Origin of the sequence: Poriferisphaera corsica (assembly GCF_007747445.1) — a bacterium.
Lineage (GTDB): Bacteria > Planctomycetota > Phycisphaerae > Phycisphaerales > Phycisphaeraceae > Poriferisphaera > Poriferisphaera corsica.
In genome coordinates this window covers 2,908,116-2,933,081 of record NZ_CP036425.1, presented here as the reverse complement: position 1 = coordinate 2,933,081, position 24,966 = coordinate 2,908,116, and the positions used below count along the sequence as shown (strand labels likewise).

Sequence of the window (24,966 nt, the reverse complement as noted above, 5' to 3'; positions counted from 1 at the left end):
AGGCAGATGTCTACAACCAATCAACAATTTGGCGAAGTTGACCCGAATAACGCAAAATACATCCGGATTTTTGACACCACCCTTCGTGATGGCGAACAATCACCCGGTGCTTCTCTCAATAACTCTGAGAAGCTCGAAATTGCACGGCAACTTGAAGCGCTTGGTGTGGACGTCATCGAAGCAGGATTCCCCATCACTTCTCAAGGTGATTTCGATTCCGTTCGTGCCATCAGCCAAGAAATTCAAAACACGATCGTCGCAGGTCTGTCTCGCTGTGTCCCGCGCGATATCGATCGTGCAGGCGAAGCCATCAAAGGTGGTAATAAAACACGTATTCATGTGTTCTGTGCAACCTCAAAAATCCATCGTGAACACAAACTAAACAAAGCTTTCGATGAGATCGTTGCGTTATCAAAGAAATCTGTTGCTCATGCACGTGAGTACACCGACGATGTTGAGTTCTCGCCAGAAGATGGCTCACGCACTGAGTTGAATCATCTGGTTGATATTACCGGTGCTGTTATCGAGGCCGGTGCAACGACAATCAACATCCCCGATACTGTTGGATATGCGATGCCAGCAGAATACGGCCGCATCTTCTCATACGTCCGCGAACAGCTCCCTATTATTGATGAAAAAGGCATCATCCTCTCGTCGCATTGTCACAACGACCTGGGTTTTGCCGTTGCAAACTCTATCGCTGCCATGCAAGGTGGTGCACGTCAAATTGAATGCACGATTAACGGTATTGGCGAGCGTGCTGGTAATGCAGCCCTCGAAGAAATCATCATGGCACTTCGTACTCGCGCTGATTTCTATGAGCAGTTCACGACCGGCATTAAGATTGAAAAACTTTACCCCTTATCACGCATGGTCTCCAACCTCACAGGCTTGTTAGTTCAGCGTAATAAAGCCATTGTGGGTGAGAATGCATTTGCTCACGAATCCGGCATCCACCAAGACGGGATGCTCAAGAATCGCAATACTTATGAGATCATGAACCCGACAGACATCGGCGTTCCCGAATCTAAGCTTGTATTAGGAAAGCATTCTGGCCGCCATGCACTTAAAGATCGTATTGAGCAACTTGGTTATTCAATCGATGATGAAATGCTCATCAGCGTTTATGACGCCTTCAAAACCTTGGCTGACAAGAAGAAGGATGTTTATGACGAGGATATTGAAGCGATTATTGATAAGGAAATGGAAACAGAGCGTCAGCTTTGGGAACTTGTTCGTTTCCAAATCAGCAGCGGAACAGGTGTAATCAGCACCGCGACAGTGGTTCTGCGTGATTCATCAGGTGCAGAAAAGATGGATGCAGCAACCGGCGATGGGCCGATCGATGCTTGTTATGAAGCGATCCAACGCATTACGGGCGTGAACGTTAAGCTTGAGCAATATCAGACACGAGCCATCACAGGCGGCAAAGATGCACAAGGTGAAGTTGCTGTCCAGATTCGACACAACGATCGTAAAGTTCGAGGCCGCGCATTCTCAACAGACGTCATTGAGGCGGCGGTGCATGCATACCTCAGCGCCATTAATCGAATTAAAACCACAACCGAACCCGTGCTTGCAGAGCAACCCTGATCCTTCAGCACAGATCAAACCACAAAGCAGCTCTCAAGTGAGAGCTGCTTTTTTAAAATCACCATTTGAAATGGAATTTATGAATGTCTCGCCAACTGAATGAAAAATCAACCCCCGAACAAATCCGATCGCGTTTCGACAATGACGTTGAGCGTTTTTCCAATCTCGAAACCGGCCAGACCGCGGCCATCGACGCAGCTTATTGCTTGGATCTAATCGCTCAAGCCGCAACAAATCATACTCCCAACATGTCGCACATCCTCGATATCGGCTGCGGTGCCGGTAACTTCACGCTTCGTATTCTCCAGCAACTCAAACATAATCAAGTCCATGTATCACTCAATGATCTCAGTCCCAATATGCTCGAACGTGCTAGCACCCGCATCGCATCGCAAACCACGGGGCAAATTACGCTGCTTCAAAACGATATACGCAACAAAGATCTTCCCGAAAAGCAATATGACTGTGTCGTAGCCGCCATGGTACTCCATCATCTTCGTGAAGAGCATGAGTGGTCACAAGTATTCCAAAAACTTCACACCGCTATCAAACCCGGCGGTGCCCTTTGGATCTACGACCTCGTTGAACATGATAATCACACGCTTCATCAATTGGCTTGGCAACAGTACAGCGATTATCTCGTTAACTTTAAGGATGCTGAATACCGAGATCTTGTGTTTGATTACATTGATCAAGAGGATTCACCTCGTCCTCTCATGTGGCAATTGACGCAGCTGGAGAACGCTGGTTTTTCCTGCGTAGATGTTCTTCATAAACACGGTGTTTGTGCCGCGTATTGTGCATTTAAGTAGCGGCACGCACCATAAATGGTGCTCTTTTCTTTTATTGCGCCTATCGTCCTACATAGATTGCAGGAGCATAACAATGGTTAGTAAAAAAAACGTAGATCGTGTGTCATTAAAACAGCAGACTTCCCGAGCAGTTTCATCTGTTGATCAGATCAGGGAATTTTTTTCAGAAAATACAGAACTGTTCAGTGACCCAGATCAAATCATGCCAGCGATTCTCGATGGTCAGCTATGTCTCGATATGATCGCCACAGTTGCCGTAGCTCAGCAGCCACAGATCAAGCGCGTTCTTGATCTTGGCTGTGGTGGCGGTAATGCATCCAATCTACTACTTCAGAAATTGCAGAGTAAAGCACCCAATCTCCGCAATCAACTTCCTGATGTAAATCTTACGCTTGTTGATCTTTCGAGAGAGATGCTTCAAACCGCCGAAAAATCACTCGCAAAACGAACATCCGGCATAATCAAAACGCATGCTCAAGATATCCGAAAACTTTCTCTCAAGGAAAATCATTACGATGTTATTCTTTGTTCGCTTGTTTTACATCACCTTCGTCATGAGCGTGAATGGCTGGATACCTACAAGCAACTCCATACCGCCCTTCGTCCCGGAGCCTCACTTTTTGTTTTCGATCTTGTGGATATCACCAGTTCTTCAATCCACCAAGACGCCTACACAAGATATGGCCAATATCTCTCAAAAACTGTAGATGATGAATATCGTGATTTCGTTTTTGATCATATAAAACAGGAAGACACCCCTCGCTCCTTACTTTGGCAAATTGACCAACTCCGTGCTATCGGTTTCAGCGAAGTGGACATCCTCCATAAGCACCTTTGTTATGCCGCTTTCAATGCAATAAAATAGCTTCACAATCATTTCGCAAGTCGCGTGACATTTGTGAAATATCAATGACAGAATTGATGACGATACCCGTCATCCTCAAAATACGCACGTTTTATTGCAAGGAATCCGCTCATGAGCATCAAAAAAGATGCCCTCCATAACGCTCAGCAACTACTCTTTCAAGCTTTTCGTGACGCTGATCATCAATTACCAGAACGCTTGCTTATCCTCGAAGACCCAACTGGCTACCTTGCACGGCAAGCTCACCAACTATTCCCCAACGCTAAAATCGATCTGTATTTGAAGGATTTTCGCCGCTACTTAGCATTGTCGCAGCATTTTGCTAATAACAGCCAAGTTACTGTGCATCCATCTGTCCTGCCGAATGCACACGAACAGTATGACGCAGCGTTACTCACTGTGCCCAAGGGCCGCTACTTCACTCGTAAACTTTTTACTGTAATCAAACGCGCACTCAAACCCAATACACCGCTATATCTCGTCGGCCAAACTCAATTGGGCGCAAAATCCATCATCAAAGATGCGACCCAGTTTCTCGGCTCCGGTGAGACCACGATTATCAAAAAACATTGCCGCGTCGGTACATGCTACAAATCTGATCAAACAAAGCAGACGCGTTGGCAAAACGATCCTGGGCTTATCCTCGATTCATACCATACCTATGATCTCTCTTCGACCGATACGACTGTTTCGCACCGAACACTACCCGGCATCTTTTCGTGGGAGCATCTCGACAACGGCTCTGCAATGCTCCTTGATCATTTATCTTCCGAACTAGTTCAAGGCAAAACCGTTTGGGATGTCGGTTGTGGCTCAGGTATTCTTGGCCTAGCCTCCGCTCAACTTGGGGCTAAGCATGTCTACCTGTCTGACATCGATCTACTAGCACTTAGTTGCACTTGGGAGAATGCATCCACGCAATCACTACAAGATCGCATAAGCATTGGCGCGGCCGATGCTGCGATGTCTTTCTACCCAGCAACTTGTGATGCGCATAATCCATATCCTCAATTGCAATTTGATCTTCAGAATCCGATTAACCCTGAATCAATTGATTTGATGATTACTAATCCACCATACCATCAGGGCCATGAGCAAAATATAACGATGATGCAGCGTCTCCTAGAATCCGCCAGGCCGCATCTAGCCAAAGATGGTCAATTGCTGATTGTTGCCAACACTTTCCTTCCCTATGCCAAAATGCTCAAGCATGCTGGCTATGACGCTCAAGTTCTTCATCGAACGAACACTTTCTCAATCCATCAAGCTCAAATCAATTAAGCTGAGAATGTCAACGTAAATACTATGTTGAAGGCGATAAAACGCCTATTTTATCACATGTGTCCACCGGATTATATAATTTCATTCATCACATCTTCATAAGATATTCACCAAACAAAATCATCCTTGCCGATAATCAATTTATGAACAAAATAGATCGTAATGTCGTATGACATAATGAAAGGCGTACCCAAAAGTAAATGCCTTTAGGGCAGGGTGGACTTTGAAATCTTAGGCTGAGAGAGGAACTCGTTGAGTATGAATGAATCATCCAAATCCGGACATGTAAAATATTTTGTCCTCGATACCAACGTCTTGCTCCACAACTCCGCAGCCCTCTTCATGTTCGCTGATAACGAAGTTGTGATCCCATTCACCGTTCTCGAAGAACTCGACAAATTCAAAAAAGAAAACGATGACGTCGGCCGCAATGCTCGGCAAGTTATCCGTGAACTCGATAAGTTGCGTTCTAAAGGAAAGCTCGCCGAAGGTGTATATTGGAACGGGCATGGCGGCCGCATCCGTGTCGACTTTGCCGACGAAGAGCGCCCACACATGATCCGTAATGAGGTTCCCGATAATCGCATTATCGGCGTTGCATATAACCTCAAGCAAGCTGGCAGAACAACCATCCTCATCACCAAGGACATTAACGTCCGCCTGAAATCTGATGCCCTCGGCATAGAAACACAGGATTTTGAAGTCCAAAAAGTAGACAGTGACCGCCTCTACGCAGGTTATCTGGAAATCGCAGTTCCCGATGAGATCATCGACATGCTCTATCAGGAAAAACAGCTTGATATCGACTCAATTAAAGATTTCCTTTTCATCACCAACGATGATGGCTCAACGGAGCCCATCGATATCCATGCTAATCAATTCATCAAGCTACAATCTCAAATGGACTCATCGCATTCCGGCATCGCTCGCCGCCTTGCAGACACCGATCATCTCATCCCTGTCAATACCCCGCGTAAACCCGTCTTTGGCGTCATGGCACGTAACGTCCAACAAACCATGGCCCTTGATCTACTCCTCGATGATGAAGTCAAACTCGTCACCCTTCTCGGTCAGGCCGGTACCGGTAAAACTCTCCTCGCTATTGCTGCAGGCATGAGTAAAACATTCATCGAAGAACGCTACGACAAATTCCTTGTAGCCCGCCCCATCATGCCTATGGGCCGTGACATCGGCTACCTCCCCGGCGATAAAGACGAAAAACTATCGGTCTGGATGCAACCTATCTTCGACAACCTTACCTACCTCATGTCAACGCGTGGCGTAGGTTCCCAGCATGCCGAATCTAAAAACCCCGAGCAACGTATTAAACAATTCATGGACTCCGGCCAGCTCGTCCTCGAACCTCTCACCTACATCCGAGGCCGCTCCATTCCTCATCAATTCATCATCATCGATGAAGCACAAAACCTCACACCCCACGAAGTCAAAACAATTGTCTCGCGTGTCGGCGAAGGCACCAAGATCATTCTCACCGGCGATGTCGCACAGATTGATAATCCCTACCTTGACGCCTCATCCAACGGCCTTTCCTACATGATCGAACGGCTTAAGGGCCAGCCTCTTGTCGGCCACATGACGCTCGCTAAGTCAGAACGCAGCGAACTCGCCTCCATAGCCGCCGATAAACTCTAGTGCTTAAGCAACCTATGAAATACAGCACGCCCATGTCTTCGTACATGAGCGTGTTTTTTCATCGCTTCCCCTACCGCTAACCGGTTTTTCACCATCTACCCCCATCTCCACCTTCATCATGACGAAGATCAATATAGCGCTTATCATCAGGCATCAAGATTCAGTGAAACAGATAACTCTCTGAAATACTCACCCCCTCATGCTCGTTATACTTAAATACAAAAAACTAACCCCAGGAATTGCGGGGACATATTATGAACGAAACAAACACACCAGCCGCTCAACCATCCAAGCAGAACCGTACTGGCAAGATTATTGCCATCGCGATTCTCGCAATACTACTCCTCATTCTTGCGCTCCCTTCACTCCTCTCGACAACTCCCGGCAAAGCCCTTCTTGTAAAAATAATCAATACGCAGATCCCCGGATCAGTGACCATTAAGTCAATCTCAATCGGTTGGTTCTCTGGGCAATACATCACGGATCTCGAGCTCCGAGACCCTCAGAATCAATCTGTCCTCTCAATTCAATCGCTGAAAATTCCCGATGCATCCCTTGGCTCACTCATCTCCGGTTCACGCAATCTAGGTAACATCGATATTGCTTACCTGCGCAGCAACATCATTCAACAACCCACCGGCCAAACCAATCTCGATGCAGCAATATCTTCACCCAAAGCATCAACACCGAAAAAGCCAAAATCTCCTTCAAAAGATAGCACTTCCAATATGCTCGCTGGTCTGTCTTTTGCACTAAACGTCAAAGATGCACAGTTAACCTACAACGCTCCAGATCTCGAACCGATCATCCTTGAGATTCCAACCACGCAAATTGATTTCAAACGCCCGCAAGACATTACAATCAACATTCAAGGCTCTATCACACAAAATCAATCCGCAGGCAAACTCGATATCAACGCCAACATCCAAAATCTCCTCGATAACAATGCCCAACTCACCTTCACAAAAACCAATCTTGATGTCGCAGCCCACCTCAACGATCTGCCTATTGATGCAATCGATCGTATGGCCAATCAGCAAGGTAAACTCATCGCTCTCATCGGCCCGACGCTCAATTCCTCGCTGACCGCAAACGGCAATCTCGACAATATGGCAATCAAACTCAACACCCAATCACAGCACATCAATGCTTCTGCCGATATCGCAAGCAACGGCAGTTCCATCACCAATGCCACGCCAGCACAACTCACTCTCGACATCACCCCAGAAGCTTGGCGAATCATCACCCGTGATCAAACCGGCCAAAACAATTCAACACTTGAAAAACCCTTCACGATCACACTTGCTCTTGATAAGCTCAATCTCCCCATCGTGAATAGCAAACCTAACCTGCAAAACGCTCAGACCGATCTCAAACTCGACATCTCACAGATCATGCTCCATACACCAAATGTCGGTGAAATAGATCTTCGCCGTACAGTTGCGACGCTTCAATCCGATCACCTCGCCACATCACTCGCCGCCAATCTCAATTCCGTTGCGATGCTTAATAAAAACCGTGGCGAAATTAATCTCACTGCCAACATCAATGATTGGCTCGCACCAGACAACACTTTCGCGACCAATCAGTACACCAGTGACGTGAAACTAGCTGTCAATCAATTCCCACTTGCTGCAATCCTCGATGATCTTCTCAATTCTTCTGATCTCTATATGCAAGCCCTCGGAGCGACCATCGATTCAGCCCTGATCGCTAATTACAGCGGTCAAAAACAAGAAGGTATGCTCAATCTTCAACTCACCACCGCGCACGGCAACGCAACCATGGACGCTGTTGTTTCACCCAATAATATCCAGCTCACGCAAGACACCATCGTCAACTACCGCATACAACCCAATCTTCTCGCAGCAGCCCTAAATAGCGATGACTACAAACTAGCTTCGCCAGCAAACCTTATTCTCAGCGTTGAACAATTCAAGATTGATACCCAATCTCAATCCATCACCCCCAACGACATCACTACCGGCCTCACCCTCCGACTCGATAACCTTTCATTTGTGCAAGGCAATTATCAAAACCTCAATCTTCAAAACTCAACCATCTATATCCACCCTAATACCAATCTTGGCGATAAAGATATCCCCATTCAGCTTGCGGCTAAACTCCAAAATCAGCAACAATCCGCATCAATCACGGGTAATATTCACACTTATTTCCCGGGTGAAAAGTGGCAAACACCTGCCTTCCACAAATCAACGATCACACTCAAAGACATCCCACCCGCAATCTTTGATAGTCTAATTGGCGCTAGTAATAGTATGGCCACACTCATCGGCCCATCAATCGACAATATCACCATCACCGCCGAGGGTGACCTCAATAAGCGCTTCACTCTCAACACTTCCGTTACTTCTCCAAATCTCACTGCCGATATCGACGGCCAACTCGATACGGTCGATAATCAACAAATTATCGACATTAAATCTAACTCCAACATCAAATTTACCCTCACCCCGCAAACCTATGCCGCCTACACCGCTGCACAAAACAAAAATACCAACCCCGCCAACCGTCTCAATTTACTCAAGCCCACAACACTGACCCTCAATCTCACCGACGGCTCTCTCCCTCTCTCCATGAACCCGAAACAAACCAAACTTAAAGCAAATCTCACCTCAACAGAGTTTGCCGTTCAACGTGGTTCCGACACGCAATTCTTTATCCGTAACCTCGCCGCAACAGCTGACGCGCAAGACCTAACACAACCAACAACTCTCAATATAACAGCCGACATCCTCCAGCAATCCGCAAACAAAAAATCATCCACCGGCAAAATCCGTTCAAAAACCACACTCACAAATGTTGTCGATTCGCAAGGCAAGATTAATACCGAAAACCTTAACCTCAATTTCGACAGCCAAATCCAGAGTATGCCTATTGATCTGTTAGATCAACTGGGTCGTTACAATGGTTCGCTCATCGCCCTCGTTGGTTCTACCGCCAATCTCACACTCACCGGCGACTTCCCCGGTAATATCGACCTGAAAATCGATTCGCAAACCCTCGATGTTCCTGCTTATGTTCACGTCACCCGCGATTACATCCTCACCCTCCGTCAGGATTTCGACGCTCAACTCAAACCCACCCCACAAACATTCTCCACGCTTCTCGCCAAAGCCCAGCCCGTCCTTGCAGATGCGATCAACTCCGAACGCCCCATCCGTCTGCTCGTCAAGAAAGAACGTTTCGCCTTACCGCTCACCAATTTTCAAACCCAGACCCTCAACATGGATGGCACACTCGACCTTGGCGCCATTCAAATGAAACGACAAGGTTGGCTCATGCAAGGTATGGGCAACGTCATCGGCCGACTCGGTATCGGTCTTACCAGCCAACGTAACGAAGCCCAATCCTATACCGCAACCTTCACACCAATGGACATCACCATCAACAACGGCCTCGTTGAACCTTCACAAGTCTGGATGACCTCTGAAGACCTTGCCGTTGGCTTCCAGGTCCGCGCCAATCTCAACAATCAACGCCTCAACGCATTTATGGGCATTATGGGCGCTTCCTTCATCGCCCAATCCCCACTCCTCTCCCAGTCCTTCAACGCCGATCAGGTCTACAACGTCCCAATCTCTGGCTCTATCAACAACCCAAACATCGACTGGAATTTTCTTTATCTCAACATCGTCGGAACCACCGGCACCAAAGCCATCGCCGAGAACACTGGTGACCTCGGCCGTACCCTTGGAGGCTTGATCGGCGGCATCGGCCAAAACATGAACGAAGATAAACTTCGCAAGGCAGGCCTAAAAGCATGGAACCCCCCACCCCCCGCAATCGCTCTCGCCAAAAATTACGAGTCATCCTCCAACGCAAGTTCCGATCAGCAACCACAACAATCCCCGCAAGAGCAACCACGTAATCGTGATCAACGCTCTAACCCCGTAAATGACCTACTCGACATATTCCGTTAACACACATGAAATGACACCACACCCTCACACCGCTAAAATGCCTTCATGAGTACCCAAAAACAAATCATTGTCGAGCAGTTCGGTGGCCCTGAAAACCTCCTCATCAAGGACACCGAAATCCCTACACCCGCCGAGGGCCAGGTCCTCGTGAAACTCACTTCCATCGGCATGAACCACGCCGACCTCCTCGCTCGTAAAGGCTTCTACAAAATTGCCTCTGGCGAGCCTCCGTTTACCCCCGGCATCGAAGGCGGCGGCATCATCGAAAAGGCTGGCCCCAATACCACCCTCTCAGAAGGTACTCGCGTTGTCATCACACCCGACGCCCCACGTGCAGCTGCTGGCGGTTTCGGCGGCACATACAAGCAATACTACTGCGTACCAGAATCCAAAGTCCTGCCGGCCCCCGATACCATCCCCGACAACCAGCTCGGCGCACTTTGGCTTCCATACCTCACCGCTTGGGGCTGTCTTGTTTGGAAGCATGGCATTAAAGCCGGCGACATCATCGCCATCCCCGCTGCCTCATCATCCGTCGCACTCGCCGCCGCACAAATCGCCAAAAAATTCGGCTGCAAAACCATTGGCCTCACCACCTCACAAGATAAAATCGACACACTCAAAAACATGTCTACCGCTCATTATGATCACATCGTTCTAACACACGATAAGGACACTGACGGCAACCGCACCATGCTCCCATGGCATAAAGAAATGCGCCAGCTCACCGAAAGTAAAGGCGTCAACGTTTTCTTCGACCCCGTCGCATCAGGCTCATACCTCAACACCGAAATTAAATGCCTCGCTCAGTTCGGTGTCGTCTACGTCTACGGCCTCCTCGGTGCTCCCGATACCGTCGACGTCACACCACTCATCCGTAAATTCGCCTCCATCACCGGCTGGGTGCTCGGCGAACTCATGTACGCAGGCGAAGACGTCTGGAGACGCGGCTGTAATGAAATCCTCGATGGCTTCGCCGACGGTTCATACAAGCAACACGTTGACGCAGAATACAAACTCGAAGATATTCAGAACGCTCACATCCAAATGCACAAAGGCCAGCACATCGGCAAGCTCGTCATCGTGCCATAGAACGCATTAAAGCATTCGAAATAATTCTGAAGCCGCTCACGTTTTATCCATGAGCGGCTTTTCTCATGCACGCCAACCTACGCTACAATACAACCTCAAACTTATACATTCACGGAGTTCGCTATGCCCACATCCGCATCCCATCAGTTGACCGATTCTAAAGGCATGATCCGCCGCCGCTTCGGCAAAACAAACATCATGATGCCCATCTTCTCAACCGGAGGCATGCGTTACCAGGATGGATGGACCGACAAACCGCTCTCTGATGTACCATCTGAAGGCCAGACCAACCTCAACAACACCATCATTCGTTCACTCGAACTCGGCATCAACCACATCGAAACGGCACGCGGATACGGCCCCTCCGAACGGCAACTCGGCGTCATCCTCCCACAACTCCCACGAGAAGAACTCATCGTTCAAACCAAACTTGCCCCCACCGACGACCCTGCTGAATTCTTACAACACTTCGACGAATCTCTCGAGCGTCTCAACCTCTCTCACGTCGAGCTTCTCTCAATCCACGGCATCAACGACGACCAAACACTACAACAATCCGTCCGACCCGGTGGTTGCCTCGACGCAATTCGCACCCTGCAAGCCAAAGGCCTCGTCAAACACGTCGGCTTTTCAACACACGGCCCTCTCGACATTATCCTCAAAGCCATTAACCACAACGATCAACACGGCGGCTTCGACTACGTCAACCTCCACTGGTATTTCATCTTTCAACGCAATTGGCCCGCCATCCAAGCAGCGACTCAGCGCGACATGGGCGTTTTCATCATCTCGCCCAACGATAAGGGCGGTCAACTCTACAACGCGCCCCCATCCTTCACCAACCTCACCGGCCCACTTCATCCCATGGCTTTCAACAACCTCTTCTGCCTCTCTCGACCTGAAGTACACACCCTCTCTTGCGGCGCATCAAAGCCTACGGATTACGATATCCATGTCGACTCTATCAAACTGTTAGATAAATCCAACGACCTCATTCCATCCATCATCGAACGCCTTTACGATGCCCTCGAAACCAATACCGCCTGTCGCAACCCTGAATACCATACTCAATTCCTACCAGACCTCGATCAGACCTTTGGCCTGAATCTCGAAGTCATTCTCTGGCTACGCAACCTCACACTCGGCTGGAACCTGACCGACTACGCAAAAATGAGATTCAACCTACTCGGCAATGCTGGTCACTGGTTCCCCGGCGGTAAACCCCAAGAAATTCTCGATTCAATCACGCCCGAACAACTCACTGCCGCACTACCCAATCACCCCGACGCTTCCGTCATCTACGATATGGTCAACGAAGCCATCGACCTGCTCGCCGGCGAAGAAGTCAAACGCCTCTCCGAATCCGACTAGGTCAAAACGTCTTTCTAGCCACACATTCAATATCAACTACTACAAGCCCGCCACCGCCGGTGGCGGGGTGTTTTACAGCCAACTTAAATTCACCTACAAACATCCACATCCCAAGCTGGTATCTTTTCCCTCACGATCACTATTCTTACCCCCACATCCCACCAAGACGCACGTCATACTCCGTAATCTTTTCGCCAATAATCAGTCCAGCAATTACGATTAACGCCACCGCAGGTAACACGACACCCAATAAGTAAAAAACAGTGCTCGAAATATAATCCATCTCGAAATAATGATCTGCCAAAGCCGTAAAAACCGTCAGCACGATCAGGATCACGATCGGAATAATAAACACGCCCAATAGTGCGAGTAAAGACCCGACTCCCGGTAAAATGCTCGTCAGCACATACACCCCACCATCAATCACACTCACCACTGCCAGCACCGCCAACGACATCGACATCAGCTTCAACGGCACCGCCGCCATCTTCCCCATCGATACTCCGAAAATCAGGTTCGATACCGACAATGCCACAAACATCATCGGCACACTAATCAGCGCTAAGACGATTCGCTCGCCCGTCATCACCGGCCCTGCCAACCATCGGCTCATCCCATTCGCAAACACTGTCGCGCTCCCCTCCGCGCCTGTCACCATCATCGCGATGAACAGCAATGCTAAGCTCACGCCCATCACAATCCCCGGCTCAGCCCAATCATGTTTAAACTCTAATTTCGCATCATCCCGAATCTTCCTCGCCACCGGAATATGTGTCTGCACAACTTCCCCCGCTCGTTTATGCTTGCCACCATCTCTCGCGACAGTCGAAACGACTCCCTTATCGACAGCCGTTTGTACAAACTTTCCTTTGGACAGATTCAGCCCGCAATTCAAGCAGATCACAGCCTTCGCTCCGACCTCCGCATTACAGGATGGACACACCAAAGCCTTGCTCTTCCGACGCACCTTAACCGCACGTTCCTTTTTGACTGCACGTTCATCGCCCGATTCATTTAAATCATACATGCCCAATTCATCCCGAAAACATTGCCCTAAATTTTGCCCGTTCGTCTCCTCCCAATTCAACTCACCATCATACCATCACAGCTACATAGCTAAAAACATGCCAATCAGCGAAATCACAATCAGTGGCAATCCCACCGATATGATGAAGTAATACAACGGCTCCTTCCCCTCCATCTCAAAAAACTGATAACACAACACGTAAAACAAACTCAAAATACACGCTATATGGACCACCATCCCGATCCCACCAGCTCCCGCTAACCCACCCGTCAGCAAATGCATGACACTCCCATACACCGCACTCATCAGCATCACCCCACTCGCTAATGCGCCAATCTTAATGATCGCAGAACCAATCGAGCCAATACCCACGCTTAAAAGTGCATTCAAAACAATCAACCCCACCCATAACGCGATATACCAGCCCACCCAAAAAACAGCTTTCAACAGGTACGCCACACCGTACCCCATCATCACCGGCAAATCCCAACCCGTTGCATCCGAAATCGCGTTCACTGTCCCGCTCGCATCCCACCCAATTGGCGTGAGCGCCCCCAAAATTAGCAGCATCACCACCATACTCACGCCCGGGATGACATATTCCTTCATCCGGTGTTCCGCATCCGCCCCCACTCTCATCGCCTCATCTCCCGCCTTCTTTTTCGTAATATCCCGTCCCTGTGCCAGTGCCGCCCGATTCCCCTTCTCAATCAGAGCATCCGCCTCCGTCAGCCGCACGACATTTGTTTTCTCTTGTTTCTGTTTGTCCTTCGCAGCTTCCGCATCTGCCTCATCCACCACCGCGGTTTCCAACCGCTTCCCCTCAGTAAGATTAAAACCACATTTGATACAGAGCACAGCTCCGTCCCCGATTTTCTGATTACAAGCCGGGCACTTCCCCTCATGAGCCGGCGCCGCCTGCTTTCGCTCACTCAGAACATCCCCTCGTTCATCGTCCGGAATATTTAGATCGTACATACCGTTTCCTGTTCATCCTTCAAGCATTCAGCGCGTCCACCCGCCATGAAGCATCCATTGCCTCATAATTCACTCCATTGTAACCCCGCTTCTCTATCCACACAGCCTCCTTTACGCTTTTTCATACCCCACACCCCCAGCCAACCGATAATACCTCCATACACTCTCAATCCACACCATGCCTCTCAGGCAAAACCGACCTCACACCCCCAAAAACAACCATTTTTTTACGCAATCGCCCAGCAACCCATCCCCCTTTGCTGTATCATTTTCCTCGGAGCACCGCCACGACGCCCGCTCCCTGACTTTATCAACCCCAGCCCCGGTGCCACTCCCCCAAAACATGCACCCCGGCGACATGAATCATTTGGTGCCAATCATGCCAGTACCTCTGCTCGACCTCTCCCAACAGCACGACGCACTTCGCCCTCAAATCGACGACAAAGTTCTCGAAGTCATGCGATCCGGCAAATTCATTCTCGGACAGTACGTCGAAGAGTTTGAGCAAAAACTCGCCAGCTACCACAACGCCAAACACGCCATCGGCGTCTCCTCTGGCACCGACGCACTCCTCCTCTCGCTCATGGCTCTCGGCATCCAGCCCGGCGACGAAGTCATCACCACACCCTTCACATTCTTCGCCACTGCTGGCTCCATCGCCCGCCTCGGCGCCGTCCCTGTCTTCATCGACATCGACCCCAAAACTTTCAACCTCGAGCATCAGAACATCGAGGCCGCAATTACTCACAAAACCAAAGCCATCATGCCCGTCCATCTCTTCGGCCTCCCCGCCAACATGGGCCCCATCATGGACATCGCCAAAAAACATAACCTCAAAGTCGTCGAAGACGCCGCCCAATCCATCGGCGCCTTGTACACCGATAAAATGGCCTGCACCCTTGGTGACTGCGGCTGCCTCTCCTTCTACCCATCTAAAAATCTTTCATGCATGGGCGACGCCGGCGCCATTGTCACTAATGACGACGACCTCGCCGCAAAGCTCCGCCAACTACGCAACCACGGCATGGACGGCGAATACAAATACATCAACATCGGTGGCAACTTCCGCATCGATGCTATTCAAGCCGCCATCCTCTCCATCAAGCTCGACCAGCTCGACGCATGGACCAATAAACGCATCATGCACGCGCACCGCTACAACCGCCATCTGGAAGACATCGCTGTCGCTACCCCTCATGAATACGAGTACCGCAAGCACGTCTTCAATCAATACACCATCCGTGTCCACGGCGGCGCCCGCGATGCACTCCTCAACCACCTCAACGCCAACGGCATCGGCGCTCGTGTCTACTACCCATACCCACTCCATACCGAACCTTGCTTCGAATATCTCAAGTACAACCCCGGCTCTGTGCCGAACTCAGAACAAGCAGCCACCGAAGTGCTTAGCCTCCCCGTTTACCCCGAATTGACCCGACAACAACAGGACGAAGTCATCGCCTGCATCAAAGACTTCTTCCTCTCGGAGTAACGTTTGACCGATAACCCCACACCACCCAACCAAGGGGCGGGATCACAACACCCCCTCAGCAAACCACCTGCTATCACACATAACAGTGATACACATGTCGCGCGCCTTCACGGCGTCTCAAAACGCTTCGGCCCACTCCGCGTTCTCCATCGAATCAACCTCGAATTCGAACGCGGCAAAACCACCGTCATCCTCGGCCCATCAGGCACCGGCAAGTCCGTCATGCTCAAGCACATCGTCGGCCTCCTCAGGCCCGATCAGGGCGAAGTTTTCTTCAACGATGTCCGCGTAGATCACGCCAACGAACAACAGCTCGTCGAAATGCGCAAAAAGATTGGCTTCCTCTTCCAGATGGGCGCCCTCTTCGACTCCATGAACGTCGGGCAGAACATCGCATTTCCCCTCGTTGAACACACCACCCTCACCAAACCGCAACAAAATGCACGTGTCGCGCAAGTCCTCAAGCAAGTCGGCCTCTCGGGTCTCGAACAGAAAATGCCCGCTCAACTCTCAGGCGGACAGCGTAAACGCGTTGCCCTTGCTCGCGCCGTCGTTCTCGAACCCGAACTCATCCTCTACGACGAACCCACCACCGGCCTCGACCCCATCCGCGCAGACGTCATCAACGAACTCATTATCGCACTCAACAAAGAACTCGGTATTTCCTCCATCGTTGTCACCCACGACATGCAGTCTGCGAATAAAGTCGCCGACAGAATGCTTCTACTCTACAACGGCTCAATCGTCTGCGATGGAACCCCAGAACAGTTCCGAAAATCCGACAACGAACTCGTTCAACGTTTTATTAAGGGAATTGCTGACGAACAAGACCTTGATTCCATTCGCTCAGGATTCGATAAAGATACAGATGGCAACCCCGCCGCTCATCCCGATAACAAACAAGAAGATCAATCCAGTGATTAGATCTTTTATCTGACACCCTCAAAATCACACCACCACCCTCCAAGGATCAAACCATGAAAGATAGATTCAGAAATATTGCCGTTGGATTCACCGCACTCGGTGGTGTCCTTGGCCTCATGGTCTTGCTCTTACTTTTCGGTTGGCTCCCGGAAATACTACAGCCCGGATACCTCCTCACAATCAAAGCCTCGTCCGCCTCCGGCATCTCAGTTGACTCGAACGTCTACCTTGAAGGCATCGCCATCGGTAAAGTTCGCAAGATCACACTTCAGCCTCCTCCAGGAACCGGCGTCGATATCCTCTGCAAAATCGACGACAAATATCACCTACCCGAAGGCATCGAAGTTTCAATCCCCAAATCACTCCTCTCTGGCTCGGGCTCTATCTCTTTCTCTCGCGCCAAACTCGAAGACTACACCGACAACACACCTATGCTTGCTCTCGATGGCTCCGCCGTTATCATTGCCACCGAGTCTTCTCCATTCGCTCAGCTCACCGGCCAACTCAACACCATGCTCAAAGAGCCTCTCGACAAGTTCACCAATGTTGCCGACCATATCACCGAGCTCTCCGATACATGGAATCAACTCGGCCAAAACCTAAGCAAACTCTCACAATTCGAATCTCTCACAGACGTCGATGACGGTAAAGCTGTCGGTAATCTCGCAACCGTACTCCAACGTGCCGACTCACGTCTCAAGCAGTTCAAGACCGTCCTCTCAGGCATCGATTCATACGTAAACGACAAAGAAATACACGAGAACTTCACCCAAACCGTCGCCAACGCTCGTGATCTCACCGCCAACGCCAACCAGACTGTCACCGACGTCAAAGCAGACATCGCTCAACTCAAAAACCGCTACATCCTTCTCGCAGACGACCTCTCAAAAACCGTCAACACACTGCAGGATACCCTCGAAGAAGCAAAAGAAGGCAAAGGCACCGTCGGCCAACTCCTCGCCAATCCAGCACTCTACAACAACATGAACGATGCTTCCGAACGCCTCCGCGCCGCCATGCGTGAACTCCAAATCCTCTTCGAAAAGTGGAACACCGAAGGTATCGAACTCAATCTCTAAACAGGCAATCATAATAAAACACCACAAAGCTGCGATCTAATCATTGCAGCTTTTTCATGTTTTAAAATCATTTGAGGTATCAACACTGTTCAAACCATTGAGCCTTCGGCCGTTGCCGTCCCCACTCCAACCGCACTGGCCGTTGCCGCTCTCCTCGTCCCATGCTCCTTAAGCATCGTCGTGAAAGCTAACAGAATTCTTTACCAATAACGTAAATATAACGAACGAATTTCTTTCATATCCGACTATGTGGGACAAAACTTATAAAGCTAGTAGATCTCAATATATATTCTGAGATCTACTAGCAAAATAATGTTGATTTAATGTAAGCCGACCTAAAATTAAATATTGGATATTATTGCTTAATTTTCAGTGTCGATCCTCTGATCCGAGAATTGTAGTTGTTCAATATCAAACAACGTATTTACACCATCTCTCGCGGGCAATAAATCCTTAACGATGAGTCCAGATGTTTGTTGTGTAATGATGTATTCCTCAAATGAGCCACTGAAAATAACCGTATTAACGCCGTCATTTCCAGTGATAGAGTTGTCCAGTTCATTAACGACAACATCAATATCATGATTGCCTAGCAGCGTAATATCCTTGAGATATCGTGAATGGTTGGTGTATGGAAGCATCCCATTGAATCGTAATGAAAATACACCCTTGAAATTTTCATCTATTCGAGCGTTATAAGTGAAATATGGATGGAAAAAATCAGTTATCGCCGCATACCCCGGTGCATCTTTCGTTTTCATCGCTTCGCGATCACGAACATCAAACAGCCCCCACATACTTTTCGTTGGATCTTCATCCCATGCGCCCCACAAGCCATAGTAAGCATCAATAGCAGCCGCTAAATATTCTTGGCTTAAACTATTTTCACGCCGCAATTCATTGATCCATTCTCGATCCAACACACCCCACAGCCTGTTTTTCATCGCACCTACTTGAGCGCTTCGTATCGCTTTCTGAAACATTGGCGCCTCCCCCGGCAATGAATTGATCCCATCGACACCAATCCCCGTATCATGCACCAAATGCAGTATCTCTTCGTAAGAAGCATCACGGTGATCATCATAAGATTGGTTCATATACCAGCGATGCCCCTCAACCTGAATCTCATTTTCGTAAAGCGGTTGCCCATCAATATAGACTTCTCTACCCTCACCATCTGCACCATTAAGCAATAGCAATTGTGCGTGATTGTTCGCCATCGCATTACCTATTTTTGATTTATCATGACCAAACTTCGAGTCAGCTAAATTGGTTAGATAGTGTTCTAGAATACTTCTGCTTCGAATAATCTGTTCATTACGTAATCTGTTTTGAGCAAAGATTCTTATCGGTTTCCCATTCTCAGCGATGATCTCTGTGTATCGATTGAAAGCCTTCTTATACTCTGGCTCCAGATCAGCCGGAATGCCCGTGATACCAAGATTTGGGTTCGGCATATACTCAGTCTTATCTATATCAGCCACTAAATGAGCTGCACCTACAAACTGTAAAACCAAGCATGTGAGTGCGATTGCAATACGTGAATTAAACATAAAATCTCCTTTCAAGCTCTATTGAGTATGTGACTTTTCTCGGAGATGGGTTTACCGCACAATCACGTTTTATGTTCAGAATCTGACAAAATTTCAAGCATACTTATCGTCTCATCTCAGCCTTCCATGTCCATCGACTTCCCCGATTTCCCTCTCTCCATTACAATCTCACACATGAAGTACGTCATCATCATCCCCGACGGAGCCGCCGACCTTCCCCTCGAAGACTTCGATGGCAAGACCGCTTTCCAAGCCGCCAATATCCCCAACACCGACGCCCTCGCCAAAGCCGGACGTATCGGAACCGCTAACACCACACCCCAAGGCATGCCCTGCGGCTCAGATGTCTGCTCCATGTCACTCCTCGGTTACGACCCCGCTGAATACCACACTGGACGCGCTCCACTCGAAGCCGCCGCACTCGGAATCCCCCTCTCAGACACCGACTGGATTTTCCGAGTCAATTTCGTCACCGTCATCGATGGCAACATGCAAGATCACTCCGCCGGCGCCATCACTGACAATGAAGCACGCACGCTCCTCGCAGATTTCGCCAAAGAGTTCTCACTCGACGGCGTCAAAATCTATCCCGGTGTCAGCTACCGAAACATCCTCATCGATTCTTCAGGCTCGCGTGACTATTCCGAACTCGTCACAACACCTCCTCATGACGTTCCCGGCGAACCCATGAAGAAATACCTTCCCGTCGGTGGCGAATCCGCCCAAGTCCTCTGTGACATCATTCATCGTTCAGAGACCATCTTCGCCGATCACGAGATCAACGCGACACGCCGCGAGATCGGCGACGCGCCCGCCACACATCTCTGGCCATGGGGGCAGGGCACCAAACCACAAATGCCCACCTTCCTCGAAAAATATGGCATCAAGGGCGCTATGATCACAGCCGTCGACCTCCTCGCCGGTATCTCAGCCTTCATCGGTTGGGACCGTCTCGACGTCCCCGGCCAAACCTCCTATCACGACACCGACTACGCCGCAGCAGGCACACACGCCATCGCCGCACTCGATGCCTATGACATTGTCTGTGTTCACGTCGAAGCGCCCGACGAAGCTTCTCACGCCGCGGACGCTAAAACCAAAGTCGCCGCCATCGAATCCATCGATCAGCACATCGTCGGCCCAATCCACAACGCACTCGAAGACCGCGGCGAACCTTACCGCATCCTCCTTCTCCCCGACCACTACACCCGCGTTGACAACCGCAAGCACCACGCCCGCCCCGTCCCATTCCTCATTGCAGGCCACAAAATGAAGGGCGCCGTCGAACGTACCTATTGCGAGGCCAACGCCGAAGCCTCCGATCTCCACATCGAGCACGGCCACGAACTCATGGAATTCTTCCTCCAATCTGGCCTTTGATGCACTAAAAACTGACAAACATAAACCCCCAACCAAGCAATGGTTGGGGGTTTTTATTGACGTCAATCTCTGACCCCATCAACCTTTCCCTAATTGCCGACACCCATTAAAATGCACATCTGAATCTTCTTCTCAATGGGCCTTGCGGTATGTTCACACAAAAAACAGCCAAACGCATCAACACCTCATTCTTCATGATCGCCGCCCTCTACATGTTCGGCCTACTCCTGCCTTATGCAATATCCAAGCCCAAGGTGGAAGATTTTGCGCAACTCTACATGGGCGCTGTCATGATTCAGCAAAACCAACCACAGCACCTCTACCCCATTCCAATCCCCAATGACAAGCAACTCAACGCCGGTTTCTATCGTGGTTCACACATGAACCCGCAATACAAAAAATTGGCAGCCGAACGCAACGTTGCAGACAACAACCGTTATATCTACCCGCCGCCTGTTGCCGTACTCGCGTTACCATTTGCATACCTCTCATATCCATCTGCGAGGTTTGTATTTCAGATCCTTCTATGTATTGCCGCTTTCCTGACCGCCTATTACAGCGCGATGATTTATCAATCTATTAGTCGTGATAATCCATCACCCAAAAACAGATGGCTAAGTACTCTTCACCAACTCGCACCCGGTCTTCTATGCTTCATCCTTGCCACATCGCCTCTGATGCTACGTGGCGTACGTGTCGGCAACGTCTCACTTTTAATCGCATGTCTCATCACATTAATCTTCTATCTTTATCTTCAGAATCGACGGGTCACCGCCGCAATTCTCATTCCATTGGCAGGTGTTGCCAAAGCAACGTCATTACCTTTTATCCTTCTCGCGATCCCATTAAAGCATTTTCGTCTTATATTGATCTCCGGGATCGTAACTGTTTTGATTCTCATCGCGACTTATCCAATGCTCGGTTCAGAACCTTATCACATATTTTTCAAGCAAATTACGCCAACACTGATGGAAGCCGCGACAATCATTCAGAATCATTCAGTTGTGAATACAATTAAGAAATGGGCAGGATTGCCGTCGCTCCCCTCTTCGGCTCTCACCATCATCACTGCGATTGAATGGGCTATCATTTTTGTAACGATGGCTTATATTTACAAATATAGAAGTAAAATTCGGTCTTCGCCGCTGATGATCGCATGCGCCGCAACCATATTGCTTAACCTTCATCTGATTTTTCGGCCGCTACTTTGGGAGCATTACGCAATCATCAGCGCATCCAGTTGGGCACTCTGTGCGTATTACTTTATTCATACTGGCAGTCATATGTTCCGTATATTGTGCATATTGCCTCCGATCATCCATTGGTTGCCGATCGTGATCGTTTATCGTGGACGATTTGCGTTTTATGAGCCGATTCATTCACAAATGCTTTGGGGCCACTTGATCATCATTCTGATCGCTACGATTGGCCTGCGTATGGGAACACGATCAATTGATAAGAACGATGTGTCAGAAAAGAAACAAGCCCGTGCTTATTGAGTAAGCGAGGGGCTTGTCAGTAGAAATTTAGATGGCTGTCACAATACTTTGTTTGTTCGATAAGAATGATCCTTTCAGTAACTATCTATCTCTTTCAATCTTTCTACGCTACGGAAAATTCTGGATAATATGGATTCCTTTGTAAGAAACTGTGAAATGATTAGGTCGTCATTTTGAGTTACTTATGGTATGGCGGTCTGCCTTTCAGTTGTGTTTTGTTTTATGATTCAATGGTTTTTACACTTGTTTTTTGCTAACTAATCTTCGTTTGACTCCTTTCGTTGAACTGTTTGAATTAACCAATTCGACAGGTGAAGATGCAAATGAATTTAAGTGAAAATAAAGAAACATCCGCATCAGAAATGATTGAGTGTTGATGGGTGAATTTGCTTTTGTGCGCGCGGAATATGCTGGGAGTTGGGTTTTATTGGTATAGAACGCGCGCACGGATGCGCGTTTGTGTGCGAAAAACGATGGGAAATTTGAAATTGGAAGTTGGAAATCGTGGGTTTAACGTTGCTAGAGGGGAAATCGTGAATGTGGGGGTGCGCACAAAAGCGCGGCGGGGTGAAGTTTATGAAGCGGTAAAGTGTGCGGAGTGTACGGGTTAGGTTGATCTATTGATTGAAAGAAGGGAAATGGGTCTATTTGAAGAATGATCAGAAATGAAGGGAAAAGGTTCTACTTTGGTGAAGAAAGGCCAAAGAATGGCGAGAAATGAGGTAGAAATTGAAAAACATTTGTGCGCACAAAATGATCGATGATCAGATTGTGCGCACAAATGCGAAGCTTTGCTTAGTTAGCAGTTCTTTCGGTTTTTACGTGCTGTTGCGGTGAGGGAGAGTGCGAGTAGAAGGGTGAGTGTTGCGGGCTCGGGGATTGCGACAGCGGACCAGGCGATAGCAAATGATTCGGGTGTGTGGCCGACGGATTTACCGAATACGCGAAGTGAGTATTGGGCGTTTTCATCATCGATATTGATGCGGAGTTGTTCGATGTTGTCACGGATGCTGATTGATTGAGCGATGATGTTGCCGTCTTTGAGGATTTGGAGATCGAGGTTGTTGAGGTCGTAGTAGGTGTAGGTGTCGTTGATATCGACGATGCTGTTGCCGTTGTCGGTGCGTGTGACTTTGCGGAGCCAATTGAGTGTGACGGCGAGTTCGGAATCAAGTTCGAGTGGTGCGTTGATGATGTATTCGACGTGGCTGTTGTTTGCGACGCCTGTTTCGTTGAGATCCCATCCGATGCTATTGACGGAGCCGGGGCCGAATTCACCGGGTGCGTATTGGTTGTAGAGGTTGATGCCGTCGACTTGCCCTGCGCCTGCGTCGACGGAGAGTGGTTTGGTGACGGTGTAGACGCCGCCTTGGGTGAAGGCGGTGGCGGGTTTTTGGAGGTTGCCGGTTTTGTCGTTGATGTGGAGGGTTGCGTTCATCATGGTGACTTTGGTGACCATGTTTGAGGTGGAGAGGTTGTTGGCGCGTCCGAATTCGAGTTGTTGTGCGAGAAGTCCAGCGACGTGAGGTGCGGCGAAGCTGGTGCCGTAGGCCGAGTTGTAGTGGTAATCGTTTTGATATTCGTGGTCATCGTTGGCGATGGTGATGTTGGTGCCGGGTGCGACGAGATCGGGTTTCATGCGTCCATCTTGTGTGTAGGCGTTGGCAGAGTTGCTGTGTACTTGGGAGAAGTCGGCGGTGGTTCTGCCGACGACGAAGCCGTTGTAGATTGATCCGGGGCTTCGTACTTGGGTGTAGCTGCTCTGGATGTTGCCGGCGATGGAGACGACTTGTGTGTTGCGTTCGTAGGCCGCCCAGTCGAGCATGAGGTCGAGCATGTTGTTGCCGTTGCTGTTGGGGGAGGCGTAGTTTAGAGAGAGGTTGAGGATGTCGGCGTTGTTGTTGACGGCGTATGCGATGCCGTTGCCGACCCATTGGCCGTTGTTGAATCCGTTGTTGTTGTTGAGAACGCGTGCGTTAAGGAGTTGAGCATCGGGTGCGAGTCCGATGTGGTTTGGGTCGTTTGAGGCGATGATGGATGCGACGGCGGTGCCGTGACCTGCGACGTCGTTGGTGGAGCTTTCGTATGGAACAAAGTTTTTTGCGGCGTATTTTTTTGATTTGCCATCGGTGGTGAGGTTGGTGAACGCGGGGTGCGTGTAGTCGATGCCGGAGTCGATGACGCCGACGACGACGCCGGTGCCGTCACCTAGAAGTTGGCGTGACTGGTCACCTCGGATGTGTTCGATGGATTGATCGAGTGCGAGTAGTGAAGGAGATATCGTGAGGCCTACAAGGATAGTGGCCATATGAATGGTAGCTGCTGATTTCATTTTTGCCCTCGGTAAATAGCATGAATCGGGTCGCATATAAGCGAATACATCGTTAATTAATGTTCAGCATTGTAATGTTATATTGCCATGG

The 24,966-nt window shown here is 49.3% G+C and carries 17 protein-coding genes; 13 read left to right on the top strand and 4 right to left on the bottom strand.

The annotated features are described in order from the left end of the window. Positions 1-6 precede the first annotated feature (6 nt). The 8 genes from KS4_RS12090 (at position 7) to KS4_RS12055 (ending at position 12,611) form a co-directional block, all read left to right on the top strand. Positions 7-1,593: a 2-isopropylmalate synthase gene (locus KS4_RS12090; RefSeq protein WP_145078365.1), complete on the top strand. Its 1,587-nt coding sequence runs from the start codon at positions 7-9 to the stop codon at positions 1,591-1,593. 83 nt (positions 1,594-1,676) lie between these two features. Continuing rightward, positions 1,677-2,405 (top strand): class I SAM-dependent methyltransferase, encoded by a 729-nt coding sequence (locus KS4_RS12085; RefSeq protein WP_145078362.1) that lies wholly within the window; start codon positions 1,677-1,679, stop codon positions 2,403-2,405. A gap of 73 nt (positions 2,406-2,478) precedes the next feature. Beyond that, positions 2,479-3,270 (top strand): class I SAM-dependent methyltransferase, encoded by a 792-nt coding sequence (locus KS4_RS12080; protein ID WP_200761212.1) that lies wholly within the window; start codon positions 2,479-2,481, stop codon positions 3,268-3,270. 111 nt (positions 3,271-3,381) lie between these two features. Continuing rightward, entirely contained in the window at positions 3,382-4,551 is a 1,170-nt protein-coding gene (locus KS4_RS12075; RefSeq protein ID WP_145078357.1) for a methyltransferase, read from the top strand. A gap of 258 nt (positions 4,552-4,809) precedes the next feature. Then, a complete protein-coding gene (locus KS4_RS12070; protein WP_145078353.1) occupies positions 4,810-6,204 on the top strand; it encodes a PhoH family protein in 1,395 nt (464 codons plus the stop codon). Positions 6,205-6,458: 254 nt separating this feature from the next. Beyond that, positions 6,459-10,148: an AsmA family protein gene (locus KS4_RS12065; protein WP_145078351.1), complete on the top strand. Its 3,690-nt coding sequence runs from the start codon at positions 6,459-6,461 to the stop codon at positions 10,146-10,148. Positions 10,149-10,193: 45 nt separating this feature from the next. Further along, positions 10,194-11,240 carry a zinc-binding dehydrogenase gene (locus KS4_RS12060; protein WP_145078348.1) on the top strand — a complete coding sequence of 349 codons (1,047 nt, stop codon included), beginning with the start codon at positions 10,194-10,196 and terminating at the stop codon, positions 11,238-11,240. Between the two features lie 123 nt (positions 11,241-11,363). Beyond that, on the top strand, positions 11,364-12,611 hold the full coding sequence (locus tag KS4_RS12055) for an aldo/keto reductase (RefSeq protein WP_234698801.1): 1,248 nt from the start codon (positions 11,364-11,366) through the stop codon (positions 12,609-12,611). Positions 12,612-12,756: 145 nt separating this feature from the next. Here the strand turns inward: KS4_RS12055 and KS4_RS12050 are convergent, their stop codons facing one another. Both KS4_RS12050 and KS4_RS12045 read right to left on the bottom strand, forming a co-directional pair. Continuing rightward, complete coding sequence (locus KS4_RS12050) at positions 12,757-13,638, bottom strand: hypothetical protein (protein ID WP_145078345.1); 882 nt, start codon at positions 13,636-13,638, stop codon at positions 12,757-12,759. An 81-nt stretch (positions 13,639-13,719) separates the two neighbouring features. Then, the gene (locus KS4_RS12045; RefSeq protein WP_145078342.1) at positions 13,720-14,616 is read right to left on the bottom strand and encodes a zinc ribbon domain-containing protein; all 897 of its coding nucleotides are present in this window, start codon (positions 14,614-14,616) and stop codon (positions 13,720-13,722) included. Positions 14,617-14,995: 379 nt separating this feature from the next. On the opposite strand from KS4_RS12045, the gene KS4_RS12040 reads away from it, so the two are divergent. From KS4_RS12040 to KS4_RS12030, 3 genes are read left to right on the top strand one after another with little or no spacing between them, the layout of a single operon-like run. Next, positions 14,996-16,108 carry a DegT/DnrJ/EryC1/StrS family aminotransferase gene (locus KS4_RS12040; RefSeq protein WP_145078339.1) on the top strand — a complete coding sequence of 371 codons (1,113 nt, stop codon included), beginning with the start codon at positions 14,996-14,998 and terminating at the stop codon, positions 16,106-16,108. Between the two features lie 3 nt (positions 16,109-16,111). After that, positions 16,112-17,032, top strand: a complete 921-nt coding sequence (locus tag KS4_RS12035; protein ID WP_200761211.1) for an ABC transporter ATP-binding protein — start codon at positions 16,112-16,114, stop codon at positions 17,030-17,032. 53 nt (positions 17,033-17,085) lie between these two features. Beyond that, a complete protein-coding gene (locus KS4_RS12030) occupies positions 17,086-18,111 on the top strand; it encodes an MlaD family protein (RefSeq protein ID WP_145078336.1) in 1,026 nt (341 codons plus the stop codon). Between the two features lie 362 nt (positions 18,112-18,473). On the opposite strand, the gene KS4_RS12025 is transcribed toward KS4_RS12030, so the two are convergent. Continuing rightward, entirely contained in the window at positions 18,474-19,664 is a 1,191-nt protein-coding gene (locus tag KS4_RS12025) for a hypothetical protein (protein ID WP_200761210.1), read from the bottom strand. Between the two features lie 126 nt (positions 19,665-19,790). Between KS4_RS12025 and KS4_RS12020 the strand changes: the two genes are divergently transcribed. Both KS4_RS12020 and KS4_RS12015 read left to right on the top strand, forming a co-directional pair. Beyond that, entirely contained in the window at positions 19,791-21,044 is a 1,254-nt protein-coding gene (locus KS4_RS12020) for a cofactor-independent phosphoglycerate mutase (RefSeq protein WP_200761209.1), read from the top strand. 149 nt (positions 21,045-21,193) lie between these two features. Beyond that, complete coding sequence (locus tag KS4_RS12015; protein ID WP_145078330.1) at positions 21,194-22,543, top strand: glycosyltransferase family 87 protein; 1,350 nt, start codon at positions 21,194-21,196, stop codon at positions 22,541-22,543. A gap of 799 nt (positions 22,544-23,342) precedes the next feature. Here KS4_RS12015 and KS4_RS12010 read toward each other — a convergent pair. Continuing rightward, positions 23,343-24,875: a S8 family peptidase gene (locus tag KS4_RS12010; protein WP_200761208.1), complete on the bottom strand. Its 1,533-nt coding sequence runs from the start codon at positions 24,873-24,875 to the stop codon at positions 23,343-23,345. Positions 24,876-24,966 lie beyond the last annotated feature (91 nt).

What these genes read in the sequence shown, in the direction of transcription:
- KS4_RS12090 (WP_145078365.1), top strand. Translation starts at nt 7, where the DNA reads ATGTCTACAACCAATCAACAATTTGGCGAAGTTGACCCGAATAACGCA.
- KS4_RS12085 (WP_145078362.1), top strand. Translation starts at nt 1,677, where the DNA reads ATGTCTCGCCAACTGAATGAAAAATCAACCCCCGAACAAATCCGATCG.
- KS4_RS12080 (WP_200761212.1), top strand. Translation starts at nt 2,479, where the DNA reads ATGGTTAGTAAAAAAAACGTAGATCGTGTGTCATTAAAACAGCAGACT.
- KS4_RS12075 (WP_145078357.1), top strand. Translation starts at nt 3,382, where the DNA reads ATGAGCATCAAAAAAGATGCCCTCCATAACGCTCAGCAACTACTCTTT.
- KS4_RS12070 (WP_145078353.1), top strand. Translation starts at nt 4,810, where the DNA reads ATGAATGAATCATCCAAATCCGGACATGTAAAATATTTTGTCCTCGAT.
- KS4_RS12065 (WP_145078351.1), top strand. Translation starts at nt 6,459, where the DNA reads ATGAACGAAACAAACACACCAGCCGCTCAACCATCCAAGCAGAACCGT.
- KS4_RS12060 (WP_145078348.1), top strand. Translation starts at nt 10,194, where the DNA reads ATGAGTACCCAAAAACAAATCATTGTCGAGCAGTTCGGTGGCCCTGAA.
- KS4_RS12055 (WP_234698801.1), top strand. Translation starts at nt 11,364, where the DNA reads ATGCCCACATCCGCATCCCATCAGTTGACCGATTCTAAAGGCATGATC.
- KS4_RS12050 (WP_145078345.1), bottom strand. Translation starts at nt 13,638, where the DNA reads ATGTATGATTTAAATGAATCGGGCGATGAACGTGCAGTCAAAAAGGAA.
- KS4_RS12045 (WP_145078342.1), bottom strand. Translation starts at nt 14,616, where the DNA reads ATGTACGATCTAAATATTCCGGACGATGAACGAGGGGATGTTCTGAGT.
- KS4_RS12040 (WP_145078339.1), top strand. Translation starts at nt 14,996, where the DNA reads ATGCCAGTACCTCTGCTCGACCTCTCCCAACAGCACGACGCACTTCGC.
- KS4_RS12030 (WP_145078336.1), top strand. Translation starts at nt 17,086, where the DNA reads ATGAAAGATAGATTCAGAAATATTGCCGTTGGATTCACCGCACTCGGT.
- KS4_RS12025 (WP_200761210.1), bottom strand. Translation starts at nt 19,664, where the DNA reads ATGTTTAATTCACGTATTGCAATCGCACTCACATGCTTGGTTTTACAG.
- KS4_RS12020 (WP_200761209.1), top strand. Translation starts at nt 19,791, where the DNA reads ATGTCCATCGACTTCCCCGATTTCCCTCTCTCCATTACAATCTCACAC.
- KS4_RS12015 (WP_145078330.1), top strand. Translation starts at nt 21,194, where the DNA reads ATGTTCACACAAAAAACAGCCAAACGCATCAACACCTCATTCTTCATG.
- KS4_RS12010 (WP_200761208.1), bottom strand. Translation starts at nt 24,875, where the DNA reads ATGAAATCAGCAGCTACCATTCATATGGCCACTATCCTTGTAGGCCTC.